The 14,109-nt window shown below is 73.1% G+C and carries 13 protein-coding genes; 4 read left to right on the top strand and 9 right to left on the bottom strand.

Features of this window, described 5'->3' with window-relative positions; genetic code table 11:
- Positions 1-23 precede the first annotated feature (23 nt).
- On the bottom strand, positions 24-1,307 hold the full coding sequence (locus ASD16_RS10155; protein ID WP_055916435.1) for an MFS transporter: 1,284 nt from the start codon (positions 1,305-1,307) through the stop codon (positions 24-26).
- 131 nt (positions 1,308-1,438) lie between these two features.
- Here ASD16_RS10155 and ASD16_RS10150 point away from each other — a divergent pair, with 131 nt between their 5' ends.
- Positions 1,439-1,960, top strand: a complete 522-nt coding sequence (locus tag ASD16_RS10150; protein ID WP_369817959.1) for a gluconokinase — start codon at positions 1,439-1,441, stop codon at positions 1,958-1,960.
- 276 nt (positions 1,961-2,236) lie between these two features.
- On the opposite strand, the gene ASD16_RS10145 is transcribed toward ASD16_RS10150, so the two are convergent.
- Genes ASD16_RS10145 through ASD16_RS10135 form a run of 3 tightly spaced genes read right to left on the bottom strand, consistent with a single transcriptional unit; the run spans position 2,237 to position 3,916 of the window.
- The gene (locus ASD16_RS10145) at positions 2,237-3,064 is read right to left on the bottom strand and encodes an SRPBCC domain-containing protein (RefSeq protein ID WP_055916433.1); all 828 of its coding nucleotides are present in this window, start codon (positions 3,062-3,064) and stop codon (positions 2,237-2,239) included.
- A gap of 40 nt (positions 3,065-3,104) precedes the next feature.
- Positions 3,105-3,596, bottom strand: coding sequence for a DUF427 domain-containing protein (locus tag ASD16_RS10140; RefSeq protein WP_055916431.1), 492 nt, complete (start codon positions 3,594-3,596; stop codon positions 3,105-3,107).
- The gene (locus ASD16_RS10135) at positions 3,593-3,916 is read right to left on the bottom strand and encodes a hypothetical protein (RefSeq protein WP_055916429.1); all 324 of its coding nucleotides are present in this window, start codon (positions 3,914-3,916) and stop codon (positions 3,593-3,595) included. The genes ASD16_RS10140 and ASD16_RS10135 overlap by 4 nt, the downstream gene beginning before the upstream one ends.
- Before the next feature lie 121 nt (positions 3,917-4,037).
- Between ASD16_RS10135 and ASD16_RS10130 the strand changes: the two genes are divergently transcribed.
- Both ASD16_RS10130 and ASD16_RS10125 read left to right on the top strand, forming a co-directional pair.
- Positions 4,038-5,402 carry an APC family permease gene (locus tag ASD16_RS10130; RefSeq protein ID WP_055916428.1) on the top strand — a complete coding sequence of 455 codons (1,365 nt, stop codon included), beginning with the start codon at positions 4,038-4,040 and terminating at the stop codon, positions 5,400-5,402.
- 17 nt (positions 5,403-5,419) lie between these two features.
- Positions 5,420-6,478, top strand: coding sequence for a DMT family transporter (locus tag ASD16_RS10125; protein WP_055916426.1), 1,059 nt, complete (start codon positions 5,420-5,422; stop codon positions 6,476-6,478).
- Positions 6,479-6,505: 27 nt separating this feature from the next.
- On the opposite strand, the gene ASD16_RS10120 is transcribed toward ASD16_RS10125, so the two are convergent.
- On the bottom strand, positions 6,506-6,802 hold the full coding sequence (locus ASD16_RS10120) for a hypothetical protein (RefSeq protein WP_055916424.1): 297 nt from the start codon (positions 6,800-6,802) through the stop codon (positions 6,506-6,508).
- A 7-nt stretch (positions 6,803-6,809) separates the two neighbouring features.
- Entirely contained in the window at positions 6,810-7,727 is a 918-nt protein-coding gene (locus ASD16_RS10115; RefSeq protein ID WP_055916422.1) for a pseudouridine synthase, read from the bottom strand.
- Positions 7,728-7,840: 113 nt separating this feature from the next.
- On the opposite strand from ASD16_RS10115, the gene ASD16_RS10110 reads away from it, so the two are divergent.
- Entirely contained in the window at positions 7,841-10,216 is a 2,376-nt protein-coding gene (locus ASD16_RS10110; RefSeq protein WP_055916420.1) for a P-loop NTPase fold protein, read from the top strand.
- On the opposite strand, the gene ASD16_RS10105 is transcribed toward ASD16_RS10110, so the two are convergent.
- The 3 genes from ASD16_RS10105 to ASD16_RS10095 all read right to left on the bottom strand — a co-directional run bounded on the left by ASD16_RS10105 (position 10,149) and on the right by ASD16_RS10095 (position 14,107).
- Entirely contained in the window at positions 10,149-10,829 is a 681-nt protein-coding gene (locus ASD16_RS10105) for a hypothetical protein (protein WP_157453886.1), read from the bottom strand. The genes ASD16_RS10110 and ASD16_RS10105 overlap by 68 nt on opposite strands.
- Before the next feature lie 183 nt (positions 10,830-11,012).
- Positions 11,013-11,915 (bottom strand): siderophore-interacting protein, encoded by a 903-nt coding sequence (locus ASD16_RS10100; RefSeq protein ID WP_055918230.1) that lies wholly within the window; start codon positions 11,913-11,915, stop codon positions 11,013-11,015.
- A gap of 86 nt (positions 11,916-12,001) precedes the next feature.
- Entirely contained in the window at positions 12,002-14,107 is a 2,106-nt protein-coding gene (locus tag ASD16_RS10095; protein ID WP_055916416.1) for an iron ABC transporter permease, read from the bottom strand.
- Between the last annotated feature and the right edge of the window lie 2 nt (positions 14,108-14,109).

The following is a 14,109-nucleotide window of genomic DNA, read 5'->3' as shown; positions in this document are numbered from 1 at the left end:
GAACTGCCGGGCTCGCGGTCGCGTCAGGGCACCGGGTGGCGGGCGTCGTAGTCCCAGAACGAGCGCTGCGACCGGACGAGCACCCACAGCAGCACCACGCACAGGCAGCCACCGACCACCGCGGCCCAGCCCTCGCCGATCTTCGACGCGGCACCGCCGAGCAGCGCCTCGCCCAGCCGGGGCCCGCCCGCGACCACCACGATGAACACGCCCTGGAGCCGGCCGCGCATGTCGTCGGGCGTCGCCGTCTGCAGGATGGTCTGCCGGAACACCGAGCTGATCGCGTCACTGGCTCCGGCGACCACCAGCATGAGCACCGCGATCGCGAGCGCGAGCCAGAGCACCTGGTCCGGGTGCGACCGGCCGGCCAGCACGAGCGTCAGCCCGAACCCGGCGACGGCCAGCCCCCAGACCGTGATGGCCACCGCGATGATCCGGCCCTGCCAGCGGATCCTCGCCAGGCCGCCGGAGAACAGCCCCGCGAGCCCGACGCCGACCGCCGCGGACGCCGCCATGACCCCGGTCGTCGTCGCCCCCCCGCCCAGGTAGACCAGCCCGACCGCCGGGAACAGCACCCGCGGCGACGACGTGATCATGGCGACCAGGTCCACCGCGAACGTCATCCGCACGTTCCGCTGCGTCCCGAGGTACCGGAACCCGTCCACCACCGAGCCCAGCCCCACGCGCTCGCGCCGGGTCTCCGACGGCATCGGCGGCTGCGGCGGGAGCCGGAAGACCGCGAACAGGGCGGCGGTGAACAGGAGGGCGTCGACCGTGTACGCGACGCCGTAGTCGAACGCCGCCACCAGGGCGGCGCCCAGCAGCGGACCGACCGTGAACGCGACGCTGAACCCGAGCGTCTGCAGGGCGTTCGCGGCCGGCATCAGCCGGGGGTCCAGCAGCCGCGGGATGATCGCCGAGCGCGCCGGCGTGCTGACCGCGAACGCCCCCGACTGCACCGCGACCAGCGCGAAGAGCACCCACTCCTGCGAGTTGCCGAGCCACCCCTGCACCGCCAGACCGATGGTCGCCGCCCACGTCACGAACGACGCGGCGAGCGCGACCCGGCGGCGGTCGTAGTGGTCGACGATCGCGCCGCCGTACAGCCCGAAGATCACCAGCGGCACGAGCGCGCACAGGCCCAGCAGGCCCACCGACGCCGTCGACCCCGAGATCGCGTACACCTGCAGCCCGACCGCGACCACCGTCAGCTGCGCCCCGAGGTTGGAGATCGACAGCCCCCACCACAGCCGCCGGAACGCCGGACTGACACGCAGAGGCGTGGTGTCGACGACGAACGAGGGCATCGGACGAGTTTAGTTGCCCGAGCGACACACCCCGCTCACGGGCGCGGTGCCGCCCGCCGCCCAGTGACGAGTTCAGTGCGCGGTGACGAGTTCGGGTGGGGCTGGGGTGGAGGCGTGCGAGGCTGTCCCGCGTGAGCAGCCTGCCCGAGCACCTGGTCGTCATGGGGGTGTCCGGGACCGGGAAGTCGACGACCGCGGTGCTGCTGGCCCAGAGGCTCGGGCGGCCGATGATCGAGGGCGACGACCTGCATCCGGCGGCGAACGTCGAGGCCATGCGTGCCGGTCGGGCGCTCACCGACGCCGACCGCGGACCGTGGCTGCGGGCGATCCGGGACGCGATGTCGTCGGCCGGCGGACCGACCGTCGTGACGTGCTCGTCGCTGCGCCGCTCCTACCGGGACGTCCTGCGCACCGCGCACGGCCGCGTGCGGTTCGTGCACCTGGTGGTCCCGCCGGAGGAGCTGCAGCGACGGCTCGCGGCGCGGACGGGCCACTTCATGCCGGCGACGCTCCTGGCCAGCCAGCTGGCGACCCTGGAACCGCTGGCCGCCGACGAGGACGGCGTGGACGTCCCGGTCGCGGGCCCCCCGGACGCCATCGCCGACGAGGCCCTGCGCCTCCTGCGCGACGACCCCAACCCGCCCGTCGACTGAGATCGTGCGTTCGGCGCGAGATCGTGCGTCCGCACCCACGATCTCGCGCCGAAGCCACGATCTCGCCGGGCAACCCGGGCAACCCGGGCGACCCGGGCAACCCGGGCGACCGGGCGACCCCGGTGGTGAGACGGCGACCCGTCTCGCCCTCGAGCTCGGTGGTTGTTGCCGAGCTCGGCAGCTCGAACCACCGAGCTCGGCGCGGAGCACCGAGCTCGCCGGCCCGCGGCGCGGGGACGGGCCGGTCACCGAGGCGACCGGCCCGTGCGCGACCCGTCAGGACTCCAGCGACGCGCCCGTCTCCAGGAGGGTCTTGAGGTCGGACAGGATCTGCGGCCAGCCGCCGCCGAACTCCGGCAGGTCGCCGGAGACGAGCGACGCGGTGCGCGGTGCGCCGGTCACGTCGTGCAGCACGGTCAGCTGCGTGATGCCCGCGCCGCGCTCCTCGAGCTCGTAGGTCAGCCGGGTGAACCCCTCGGCGCGGGCCTCGTCGTCCCAGAGCGTGCGCCAGGTGAGCACCAGGCGGGAGCCCTCGACGACCTCGAGCACCTCGCCGTCGAGGATCGGCTGGTCGGCCGGGGCGCCGTAGGCGACCATGTCGGCGGACGGGAGCGTCGCGGCGGCGCCGCCGGGCGTGAGGTCGAACGTCGAGGGGCTCTTGTAGCCGTACCGGGCGTTCCACTCGGGCGACGTGATGGCCTTCCACACGGTGGCGGTGTCGGCCTTGATCCAGATGCGGTTGACGAGGACGGTCGTGGTGGCCGTGTCGGTCTGCGTGGTCATGGTGCTCTCCAGGGCTGATTTGAGGTCGGTCAGCGCGTGCAGGCGCTCGGCGCCGAGCACGTCGTACTTGTCGATCCACCGCTCGTGGATCAGCTGGATCGGGACGGCGTTGAGGAAGTGGAGCTTCTCCCGCCCGGATCGTCGCGTGACGACGAGGCCCGCCTCCTCGAGCACCAGCAGGTGCTTCCTGACCCCGAACCGGGTCATCTCGAGGCCCTGCTCGAGCTCTGTCTGCGTGCGGCCGTCACGCGTGTAGAGCTGGTCGAGCAGGTGGCGACGGGTGGCGTCCGCAAGTGCCTTGAACACCAGGTCCTCGTCCATGCCGACCACATTAGGTGACCAATTAGTCACACGTCAACGCTCACCAGCCGCGCGTGCCTGGAGCTCCCTTGAACGGGCCGACGACGCGGGAGGTGATCCAGCCGCCGTAGAAGCCGCCGGGCTGCGGCTCCACCAGCTCGCCGTCGACGGTGCAGCGCAGGTCGCCCGCGTACAGGGCGACACGGTCGGCGAGGACCTCGTACCCCGGCAGCGGCGTCGGGTAGGTCCAGCCGACGCGGGACACCAGGCGACCGCCGGCACGCACCGACACGTACGACGCGACTCCCTTGAACTCGCACACCGACGAGCCGACCGCCGCCTCCAGCACCCCCGGCTCGAACGCGTCGAACGGCAGGTAGTACACGGGCGGGTGGCTGGTCTCGAGCACGCGGACGGCGTCGGTCGTCGTCGCGACGGGCAGGCCGTCGAGCGTCACGACGACCAGCTCGGGCGTGCTCTCGACCCGAGGTGGCCGCGGGTAGTCCCAGACGGACTCCTGCCCGGGGGCCGCGGGCAGCGGCGTGGGGGTCACCGCTGCCCGGGGTTGGCGTCGTCCGCGTCCATCAGCGGTTCGACGACGGTCGGCGACCCGTCGTTGGACGAGTGCTTCGTGGTCGACGACGACATCGCGCCCTTGGCCGAGTCGACGGCCTTCTCCCACACCGCGGCACCCTGCTTCTTGGCGAACGCGGCCGCTTGGGCCTCGTACTCCTGCACGTGCTCCTGCACCCGCGGGTCACGCCACACGTCGACGGCCCAGACCTTCATCTTGTCCAGCTGCCGACGCCCGGACGGAGTGCCGAACAGGTACCCCGCGGTGACGCCCGCGACGAACACGACTCGCTTGATCATGCGCAGTCCTCCCTGACTCGTCTGAGTGTCCGAGCGTAGGCAGGGATCCGCGTGAACGCGCGGCGGGGGGCTTCCGGCAGAAGACTGGCCGAGACGCGGTCGAGCGAGCAGGGGGCGACGAATGAGCGAGCAGAAGGTCATGACCACGCCGTTGAAGCGCACGATCGGCCGCAAGGTGCTGCTGCTGTTCGTCGTCGGCGACATCCTGGGCGCGGGGATCTACGCGCTCACCGGCAAGGTCGCCGCGGAGGTGGGCGGCGCGATCTGGTTGCCGTTCCTGTGCGCATTCGTGCTGGCCGGGCTGACGGCGGCGTCGTACGCCGAGCTCGTCGGCAGGTTCCCGCAGGCCGCCGGCGCCGCGCTCTACGCCAACCGCGCGTTCAAGCGCCCGTTCCTCACGTTCATGGTCGCGTTCGCCGTGATGATGTCCGGCATCACCAGCGCGTCCGCGGCGGCCCGCGCGTTCGGCGGCGACTACCTGGCCGAGTTCCTCACGGTCCCGACGCTGGCCGCCGCGTGGTTCTTCCTGCTGGCGATCTCCGCGGTGAACCTGCTCGGCATCTCGGAGTCGGTGCGCGTCAACGTGGTCCTCACGATCGTGGAGGCCACGGGCCTGCTGGTCATCCTGGCGATCGGGGCATGGGCCCTGGTCAGCGGCGACGGCGAGCCGGGGCGGGCACTGGAGCTGGAGACCGAGGGGGCACCGCTCGTCGCGGTGCTCGGCGCGACCGCCCTCGCGTTCTACGCGCTGCTCGGGTTCGAGGACTCGGTCAACCTGGCGGAGGAGACGCAGAAGCCTCGTCGCGACTTCCCGCGCGCACTGTTCGGCGGGCTCACGGTCGCGGGCCTCATCTACCTGGGCGTCGCGTTCACCACGTCGATGCTGGTGGACACCGAGACTCTCGCCGGGTCCACCGGTCCCCTGCTCGAGGTGGTCAAGGTGGCCGGCCTGACGTTCCCGCCCGGGCTGTTCGCGATCATCGCCCTGCTCGCCGTCACCAACACCGCGCTGATCAACATGATCATGGCGTCGCGGCTGGTCTACGGGATGTCGAGCGAGGGCATCGTGCCGAAGGTTCTCGGTCGGGTGCACCAGGGCCGCCAGACGCCGTACGTGGCGATCGCGTTCACCCTGCTCATCGCGCTGACCCTGGTGAGCACCGGCGACCTGGCGGGGCTCGCCGACACCACGGTGCTGCTCCTGCTGCTGGTCTTCGTCGTCGTGAACGTCTCCGTGCTGGTGCTGCGCAAGGAGCCCGACGACGAGCCCGCCGACGGCGACGACGGCCCCTCGTTCCGGGCCCCGACGTGGGTGCCGGTGGTCGGTGCGCTGGTGTCGCTGGTGCTGGCGTCCCCGGTGACCGGCCGCGAGGCCGACGTCTACCTCCGCGCCGGCCTCCTGCTCGCCATCGGCGTCGTGCTCTACGTGATCAACCGACTGGTCGTGGGCAAGGTCGACGCGGACCCGGCGAGGCTGAAAGGCTGACGAGGGATCATGGGGTCGTGAGCGACTCCTCGCGCGGCCTCCGGAACGCCGGTGTGCGCGCCGCGCTGCTCGCAGCCGTCCTGTTCGGCGCCAGCGCCCCCCTGGCCAAGCTCCTGCTCGGTGAGGTCAGCCCGTGGCTGCTGGCCGGCCTGCTCTACGTCGGCGCCGGACTGGGGATGTGGGTCTGGCGGCTGGCCCGACGAGCGCCGCGCGTCCGGCTCGCCCGCCACGAGGTGCCGTGGCTCGTCGGCGCCGTCGCCGCGGGCGGGATCGCCGGCCCGGTGCTGCTGATGTTCGGCCTGGCCTCGATGCCCGCGTCGGGGGCGTCGCTGCTGCTCAACGCCGAGGGCGTCCTGACCGCCGTGATCGCGTGGGTCGTGTTCCGTGAGCCTGCGGGCAGGCGGGTCGTCCTGGGGATGGCCGCGATCGTCGCCGGTGCCGTCGTCATCGCCGTGCCGACCGCGCAGGCGCAGGTCACCAGCGTGTGGCCCGCGCTCGCGGTCGTCGGGGCGTGCGCGTGCTGGGCGCTCGACAACAACCTGACCCGCAAGGTGTCGCTGACGGACGCGACCTGGCTCGTCGCGGTCAAGGGATCGGTCGCCGGTCCGACGAACCTGATCCTCGCGCTCGTGCTCGGCGCGCAGCTCCCGTCCCTGCGGGCCACCGGGGCGGCCCTGGTGCTCGGGTTCGTCGCCTACGGGCTGAGCCTCGTGCTGTTCATCGTCGGGCTGCGGCACGTCGGCACCGCGCGAGCGGGCGCGTACTTCTCGGTGGCCCCGTTCTTCGGCGCCGTCCTCGCCGTCGCGCTCGGCGACGCGGTGACCTGGCAGCTGCTCGTCGCCGGCGCGCTGATGGCCGTCGGGACGTGGCTGCACCTGAGCGAGGAGCACGGCCACGAGCACACCCACCACGCCGTCACGCACGACCACTGGCACACCCACGACGACGGCCACCACGACCACGAGCACGGCGAGCTCGTCGCGCCCGGCGTCCGCCACCGGCACGTGCACACCCACGAGGTGGTCACCCACACCCACGAGCACTACCCCGACGCCCACCACCGCCACGACCACTGACGGGTCGGGCGGTGGTCACGCAGCGTCCTACGGGCGTCGCGCCAGGGTCTCGCCGTCGAGGATCACCGTGACCACCTCGTCGGACCCCGCCGGGACGAGGCGCGCGAAGGTCCCGTCGACCTCGAGCTCGTGCCGCTCGCCGCCGACCAGGACCACGAGGCGTCCGACACCCGTGCCGCTCACGGTGACCCCGCCCGCGCCGGACGTGATCGTCGCGTCGGCGCGCTGGGGCGGTGACGCGACGAGCGCGACGAGGACCGCGACCAGGAGCGCGAGCAGCAGTGCGAGGCCTGCGACGCCACGGGACGGCCTCGTGGGGACCATGGTCGCGCTACGCCGTCAGCGGCAGGCGGCGGACGCTGCGGAACCGTCGCGCGGTGCCGTCGACAGGGTCGGTGAAGGCGACCTCCCCCGCGAGCAGCTGCAGCGGTCGGCTGAAGTCGTCGACGTCGACGTCGTGCACCACCGGGTACAGCGGGTCGTCGACGATCGGGATGCCGAGCCCGTCGAGGTGGACCCGGAGCTGGTGCGTGCGGCCGGTACGGGGCGTCAGGCGGTAGATGCCGCGGCCGTCGACCTCCGACTCGAGCTCGACCAGCGTCTCCGCGTTGACCGGCGCGTCCGGCACCACCTCCGCCTGCCACGAGCCGCGCTCCTTGCGGAGGTGGTTGCGCACGACGACCGGGAACGTCAGGTCGTCGCGCAGCGGCGCCAGCGCCCAGTACGTCTTGTCGACCGCGCGGTGCTCGAACAGGCTCTGGTACGGCCCTCGCCACTGCCGCTCGGTCGCCAGCATGAGCAGGCCGGACGTGACCCGGTCCAGGCGGTGCAGCGGGGACAGGTCCGGCAGTCCCAGCTCGGCGCGCAGACGGACGACGACGCTCTGCATGACGTGCCGCCCACGCGGGATCGAGGACAGGAACGGCGGCTTGTCGACGACCACGAGGCGCTCGTCGTGATGGACCACGTGGATGGGCGCCGTGACCTCCGGCTCGTCGCGCAGGTCACGGTGGAACCACACGAACCGGTGCGGGGCGTAGGGATCGTCCTCGCGCACCGCGCGGCCGTCCTCGTCGACGAAGCGCTGCGCCTCGAGCATCGCCGCCACGTCCACGTGCTCCGGCAGCCGGTCCCGCAGCCAGGCGCCCATCGTGGGCCACTCGTCCGCGCGCGACCGGTCGCGGTCGGGGGTCCGCAGCCGGGCGGCGTCGAGACCGTGCCGGGCAGGCAGGGGCGATCTGGGGGGCACCCCGCCGATGCTACGGCGGGGCGCCCCGCAGCGACGGGGGTCGCCTGACACCCGTCGAGTACGAGACGATCAACACTCCTGCTCGTGCCGGTCATGGAGCGGAGGTGAGCCCCGTGGCGACGGAACCCTCGGAGGAGCCCGCACGCAGTGACGCGCTCCCGCGCGAGTCGCCACGCGAGGCGAGCAGCTCCACGTCGTCCGCCGTCCAGGAGACGCTGGAGTCGTGGGCGAGGCCCGTCTTCGAGGCGGCCGCGGACCGGACCGGGTCGGGGAGCCGACGCGTCGTCGTCGTGCCCGACGGCGCCTCGCTGTACTCGCTCCAACGTGCCTGCGTCGCCCCGGCGCAGGACGGACGGCTCCTGACCGCGCGCTACGTCGTTCCCGGTCCGGCGGGACTGGGCACCATGCTCGCGGCGCTGGTCGGCGACGTCGAGCGGCTGACGACCCGACAGGGGCAGCTGCTCGGCGACCTGGCCGACCAGGAGCGAGGCGCGCGGTGGGCCGCCCTCGCACGACGTGCCGCGGCGTCGCCGGCGTGGGGCGACTTCGTCGAACGGCTCCCGCAGGCCGTGGCGGCCGGCCGGTTCGAGATCGACACGCTCACCTACCTGGCTGACGTCATCGACAACCCGGACGGCGCACCGTCGCTGCTGCAGGAGGGCGAGGTCCTCGTGCTGCTCCTGGACACCGCCGACGGGCCCGTGCCCGACATCACCGCCGTCCTGGACACGCTGGCGCGCAGTCCGGTGATCCTGGCGGTGACCGTCGCGGACGGTCTGGACCTCGATCCCCTCACCGAGCTGATCGGACCGGTGACACGACTTCCGCGGTACTCGGGCGACGCTCCACCGGGAGAGAGCCGGCTCACCTACGACGACAGTGCGCTCTCGGCGGACCAGCCCACCGACCAGGACACGCTCGGCATGACCGGGCTCGCGCTCACGACGGCCAAGCTGCTCATGCACAAAGGCACCGGACCGATGTGCGTGGGCATCGAGGCGCCGTGGGGGAAGGGGAAGTCGTCGTTCCTGCGGCTGGTCCGGAGCCAGGCAGCTCGACAGACCGCCGAGAACCCCGCCCAGTTCGACCTCCTGCCGGTCGACTTCAACGCCTGGGTCTACAGCAACGCCGAGCAGGCGTGGGCGGGACTGGCGGCCGAGGTCATCACGGCGGCGGAGAGGTCGCTGAGCCGACGTGACCGGGTGCGGGTGCAGTGGAGCTACGCCTGGCGCAACCGTCGCGCCCTGGTCCTCGGCGCGCTGGTCAGCGTGGTGCTCGCTCTGAGCCTCTCCGCGCTGGTCGCCGGCCTCAACGACTGGAACTTCGCCACCACGACCCAGACCAACCCGCTGGCGCTCACGCTCGGGACGTACAGCCCGACCCTCGTCGCCGTCCTGGTGCTGGTCGCCGCCGCCTACCGCCTCGCGCAGCCGGTGTCCGAGCGGGTGCACGAGTACCTCGCTCGCCCCGACCACTCGGCCCGGCGCGGCTACCAGAACGACGTCGTCGACGACCTGCGCTTCACGCTCGGGTGGCTACGCAGGATCCGACCCCGGACGCGGGTCGTGGTGATGGTCGACGACCTCGACCGGTGCGCCGAGGACAAGGTCGTCGAGATCCTCCAGGCGATCAACGTGGTTCTCGCCCAGAGCGCCGTCTACACGCTCCTCGCGATCGACGGCGACATGGTGCGCCGCGCGGTCTTCCGCCACTACCGGGACTCCGACGAGGACAAGCTGCCGGTCGCCTACCAGCTCCACGAGGAGAGCTTCGCGCACGAGTACCTGGAGAAGATCGTGCAGTTCTCCATCCGGCTGCCTCCGACGAGCACGGCCACGCGCAGCGCCTACGTCCGGTCGCTGTTCACCCTCCCGACGCCCGTCGAGCCGGCGACCAGGACCGTCGCCGGTCCTCGTCCCGGGGGGAAGCTCGTGCGCGGGCTCGAGATCGACCTCTCGCAGGTGGCCCAGATCTCCGGCACGACCACCGACCTGCCGCTGGCCGACACCCCGGCCGAGTCCGACGCGATGGCCACCTACCAGGTCCTGCTCGACGACAACCCCCGGGGGATCAAGCGGGCCGTCAACGTGCACCGGTTCGTCAAGATCGCGCTGTACCGGTCCGAGAACCCACCGTCTCCGGAGGTGCAGCGCAGGCTCGTGCTGTGGGTCGTCCTGTGCCTCACCGATCCGGTCTCGGTCGCCGCGCTGCTGCGCCGCACCGACCTCGAGAACAGCCCGGACGACCTGCTGGAGCTCCTGCGAGCGAACCCGCCCGAGGGAGGTCGGGTGGCCGCGTGGATGGACGTCGTGCTGGCCGAGCACGACGAGCTTCCGCTCGCCGACCTGCCGCTCCTGGTCGACGCCGCCAACCTGATCCAGCTCGTCGGCGCACCCGGCCGCGACACACCGACGTCGGGGGTCAGCCCTGAGCGCCCACCATGGTCCGGTCGAACCGCTCGGGTCTCGTCGAGCGAGCGCGGTCGATGACCGCGAGGTCCTGGCAGGTCAGGACTGCGTCGGTGAGCATCGCGACGAGCGCGTCGTCAGCGTCGGACGCCGCGGAGACGGTGGCCAGCGAGACGTCGACGATCCCGCGCGTCAGGCCGCGGACGTGCCGCGGCGGTCCCATCGCCCGCGTGAAGTCCTCGGCCCACGCAGCGGCTGCCGGCACCGTCGCGAGCACCTCCGTGGTCGTCGCGCGCCTCTCGGCCGGTGCGCGCCCGTCGGTCGGACCGAGCAGCCGGTCGAGCGTCAGCAGGGCGACGGCGAGCTCGCGCCCGTCCTGCGCCCCCGCCCGCCGGAGGGCGTGCCGCACGGTCACCGCGGCGATCTCCAGCGACCACGAACGGTCGTCGCTGCGAGCACCGGTGAGCAGCGGGAGCAGGCGCATGAGCGCGGGCCGGGACGCGTCGCTCGCGCGGTCGTTGACCGAGCGAGCGAGGTGGGCGAGCAGAGGATGGGTGCAGGCAGGATGGTCGCTCCAGCGCTCGCCGGCGAGCAGGCTCACCCACTCCATGAGACAGCCCCCGTCGCTGGGGTCCCGATGACGCCCGACGGCGAGCATCGGCAGAGCGTCAGGGAACGTGGAGTCGTCGCGCATGTCGAGCACCTCCGACCGGAAGGGTTCGCTCAGTGTCCGTCGGCGTGGCTCCCGCGGCAAGAGGCGACGGGGACCTCCCACAGCACGCGCTCGTCCACGGTTCGCCGTCCCGGAGCCGATGGCCGAGAGCTTCGACGGTGAGGGGCAGTGGGTCGTGATGCTCGTCCGGGTGCCCGACGGGGCTTAGTTCGCCTCGGAGCGCCCTGCGCGCCAGTACCCCATGAACGCGACGGCCTTGCGGTCCACGCCGCACTCGGCGACCAGGTGCCGGCGCAGGGTCTTGATGACCGCGGCCTCGCCGGCGAGCCAGGCGTAGAGGGCGGCGTCGGCGCGCAGCGGGGCACCGGTCTCGTCGACGGGCACCTCCCAGAGCATGCCGTCGTCGACGTCCACGTCCTCCAGGTCGACGTCGGGCGCGGGCGCCTGTCCGGGGAGCAGCCGCGCGCAGGCGGCCTGCACGGCGGGGACGAGCAGCTCGCCGTGGGCCCGGCCGTCGCGGCCGTACCAGCGGACGGTCACCCCGTCCGGGGCGGCCAACGGGAGGCGGTCGCCGGACAGCGGCATCTCGATCAGGGCCTCGCCGCGCGCGTCGGCGGGCAGGCGCTCGAGGATCCCCGCGATGGCGGGCAGGGCGGTCTCGTCGCCGGCGATGAGGAGGCGGTCGGTGTTCGCCGGGGGCACGAAGTCGACGCCGCCGTGCGGGCCGGTCGCGTCGGCGTTGGGGCCGAGGATGACCAGGTCGTCGCCGGGCGCTGCGGCCAGGGCCCAGCGGGAGGCGGGGCCGAGGTCGCCGTGCAGGACGATGTCGACGTCCACCTCGCGGCGCTCCTGGCGGACCCCGCGGGCGGTGTAGGTGCGGATGGGGTGGCGCTTCTCGTCGGGCATCGCGCGCCAGCGGCCGTACCAGTCGGCGCTGTCCTGGAGGCTGAGCAGCTCGTCGTACGGCACGGTGTCCAGCGGCAGGAAGAACTTGATGCGCTGGTCGAACCCGTTGTCCGCGAACCGGTCCAGGTCGTCGCCCGTGAACGTCACGCGGACCACGCTCGGGCACATCGGCTGCACCGCGGCCACCTGCACGGCGAACATGCGGAAGGGCAGCGCCGGGGCCTCCACCGAAACAGTCACGTCGCTCAGGGTAGAGGAAGGTGAGGCTTCCCTCACTACGGTGTTCGTCACAGTGCGCTCCTCCGGGTCCGCCACAGCAGGGAGATGAAGTAGGGGGTGCCGATCATGGCCGTGAGCAGACCGGCCGGGATCTGGGCCGGGGCGATCACGGTGCGGCCGAGGGTGTCCGCGACGCTGACCAGCAACGCGCCGAGCAGGGCCGCGACGGGGATGACCCGGGCGTGCGACGAGCCGACCAGCGAGCGGGCCAGGTGGGGCGCGACGAGGCCGACGAACCCGACCACGCCGATCGCGGTGACCGCCGCGGCGGTGAGCAGGGCCGTGACGACGAGCAGGCCGAGCCGGGTGCGCTCCAGCTGCACGCCGAGCACGCGGGCCACGTCGTCGTCGACCGCGAGGACGTCCAGGTCCCGACGCCAGCGGACCACGAGGGGGACCATCACCAGCAGCGCGACCGCCACGGGCCACACCTGCACGGCGGTCCGCCCGTAGGTCGAGCCCGACAGCCAGGTGAGCGCCATCGTCGTGTTCCACGGGCTCGTTAGGACGACGATCAGTGTGATCAGCGACGTGGCGGCCGCCGAGACGCCGATGCCGACGAGCACCAGCCGGTCGGAGCTGAGCCCGCGGCGGTTGGCCAGCGCGTAGACCAGCGCGAACGTGCTCAGGGCCCCGGCCGCGGCGGCGACGGAGACCACCCAGAAGCTCGCGCCGGGGAAGAGCACGATCGCGAGCACCGCGCCGACGCCGGCGCCGCCGGTGATGCCGAGCAGGCTCGGCTCGGCGAGCGGGTTGCGCGCGACGGCCTGCACCGTGGTCCCGGCGAGGCCCAGCGCGGCGCCGGCCAGGAGCGCGGCGAGCACGCGCGGGGTGCGCTGGTCCAGCACGAACGACACCTGCCGCCCGCTGACACCCGCGAACCAGTTCGCCACGTCGCCCATCAGCAGCAGGCGGTCGCCGAGCAGGAAGCCGGCGACCAGCGCGCAGGCGACGGCCGCGACCAGCACGCTGACGACGACGGCGACCCGGACGCGCGAGGCGGGGTGGGCGCCGACCGACGCGGTGCTGCGCGTCGGACCCGAGTCGCGCAGGCGGCGGGCCAGCCAGACCATCACGGAGGCACCGAAGAGCGTGGTGACGATGCCGGTCGGGACCGCGACGGAGGCGACCCCGGGGACGGCCAGCCGCAGCAGCACGTCGGCACCGAGCACGACGATGCACCCCGCGAGGGCGGCCAGCGGCAGGAGCAGCCGGTGCCGGGCCATACCGGGCACACGTCCCGCGACCAGCCGCGCGATGACCGGCGCGGTCAGGCCGACGAACCCGATCGGGCCGGCGACGGTGACCGCGAGCGCGGCCAGGAGCACGGCGAGCAGGACGGAGACGATGCGGGTGCGGCGGACGTCGAGACCGAGGACGGACGCGGTGTCGTCGCCGAGCGCGAGCACGTCGAGGCGGCGCGCCCAGAGCACGAGGGCGATCCCGGCGAGCAGCACCACGGGCGCCGCCTGGGCCACCTTGGAGGTGCCGGACTGCACGATCGAGCCCTCGCCCCACGCGAACATCCCCATCGTCTCCTGCTCGAACAGGAGCATCAGGAGGATGGTGAGCGACGAGAGCGCGAGCATCGTGGCCGACCCCGCGAGCACCAGCCGGGTGGGCCCCTCGGCGCCGCCGCGCGCGATGGCCAGGACCAGTGCGGCCGCCGCGAGACCGCCGACGAACGCGAGCGCACCGTTGACCGCGAACGGCAGCGTGAGCCCGGTGACCGCGGCCAGCACGACCGTGAAGTAGGCGCCGGCGTTGACGGCGAGGGTGTCGGGCGAGGCCAGCGGGTTGCGCGCGACGGACTGCAGCGCACTGCCCGACAGACCGAGCGCGGTGCCGACGAGCAGCGCCGCGAGCACCCGCGGGGCGCGCGACGCGACGAGCACCGCGAGGGCCTCGTCATCCCCGGACCCGGTGACCAGGCCGAGCAGGTCCCCGACGCCGACGGCTGAGGTGCCGAGCGTCAGGTCGACGACCGCGAGCACGACCACCGCGACGATCGCGGCGACGAAGACCGCGACGATCGCACCCGGCCGGGTCCGGCGCACGGGGGCGGGGCCCGCAGCGCTCGGCGCCGCGGGTCCTGCCTCTGCGATCACGCTCATGC

It is taken from the genome of Cellulomonas sp. Root485 (genome assembly GCF_001426705.1).
Taxonomy (GTDB): domain Bacteria; phylum Actinomycetota; class Actinomycetes; order Actinomycetales; family Cellulomonadaceae; genus Cellulomonas.
This window is presented reverse-complemented; position numbering and strand designations above follow the sequence as displayed.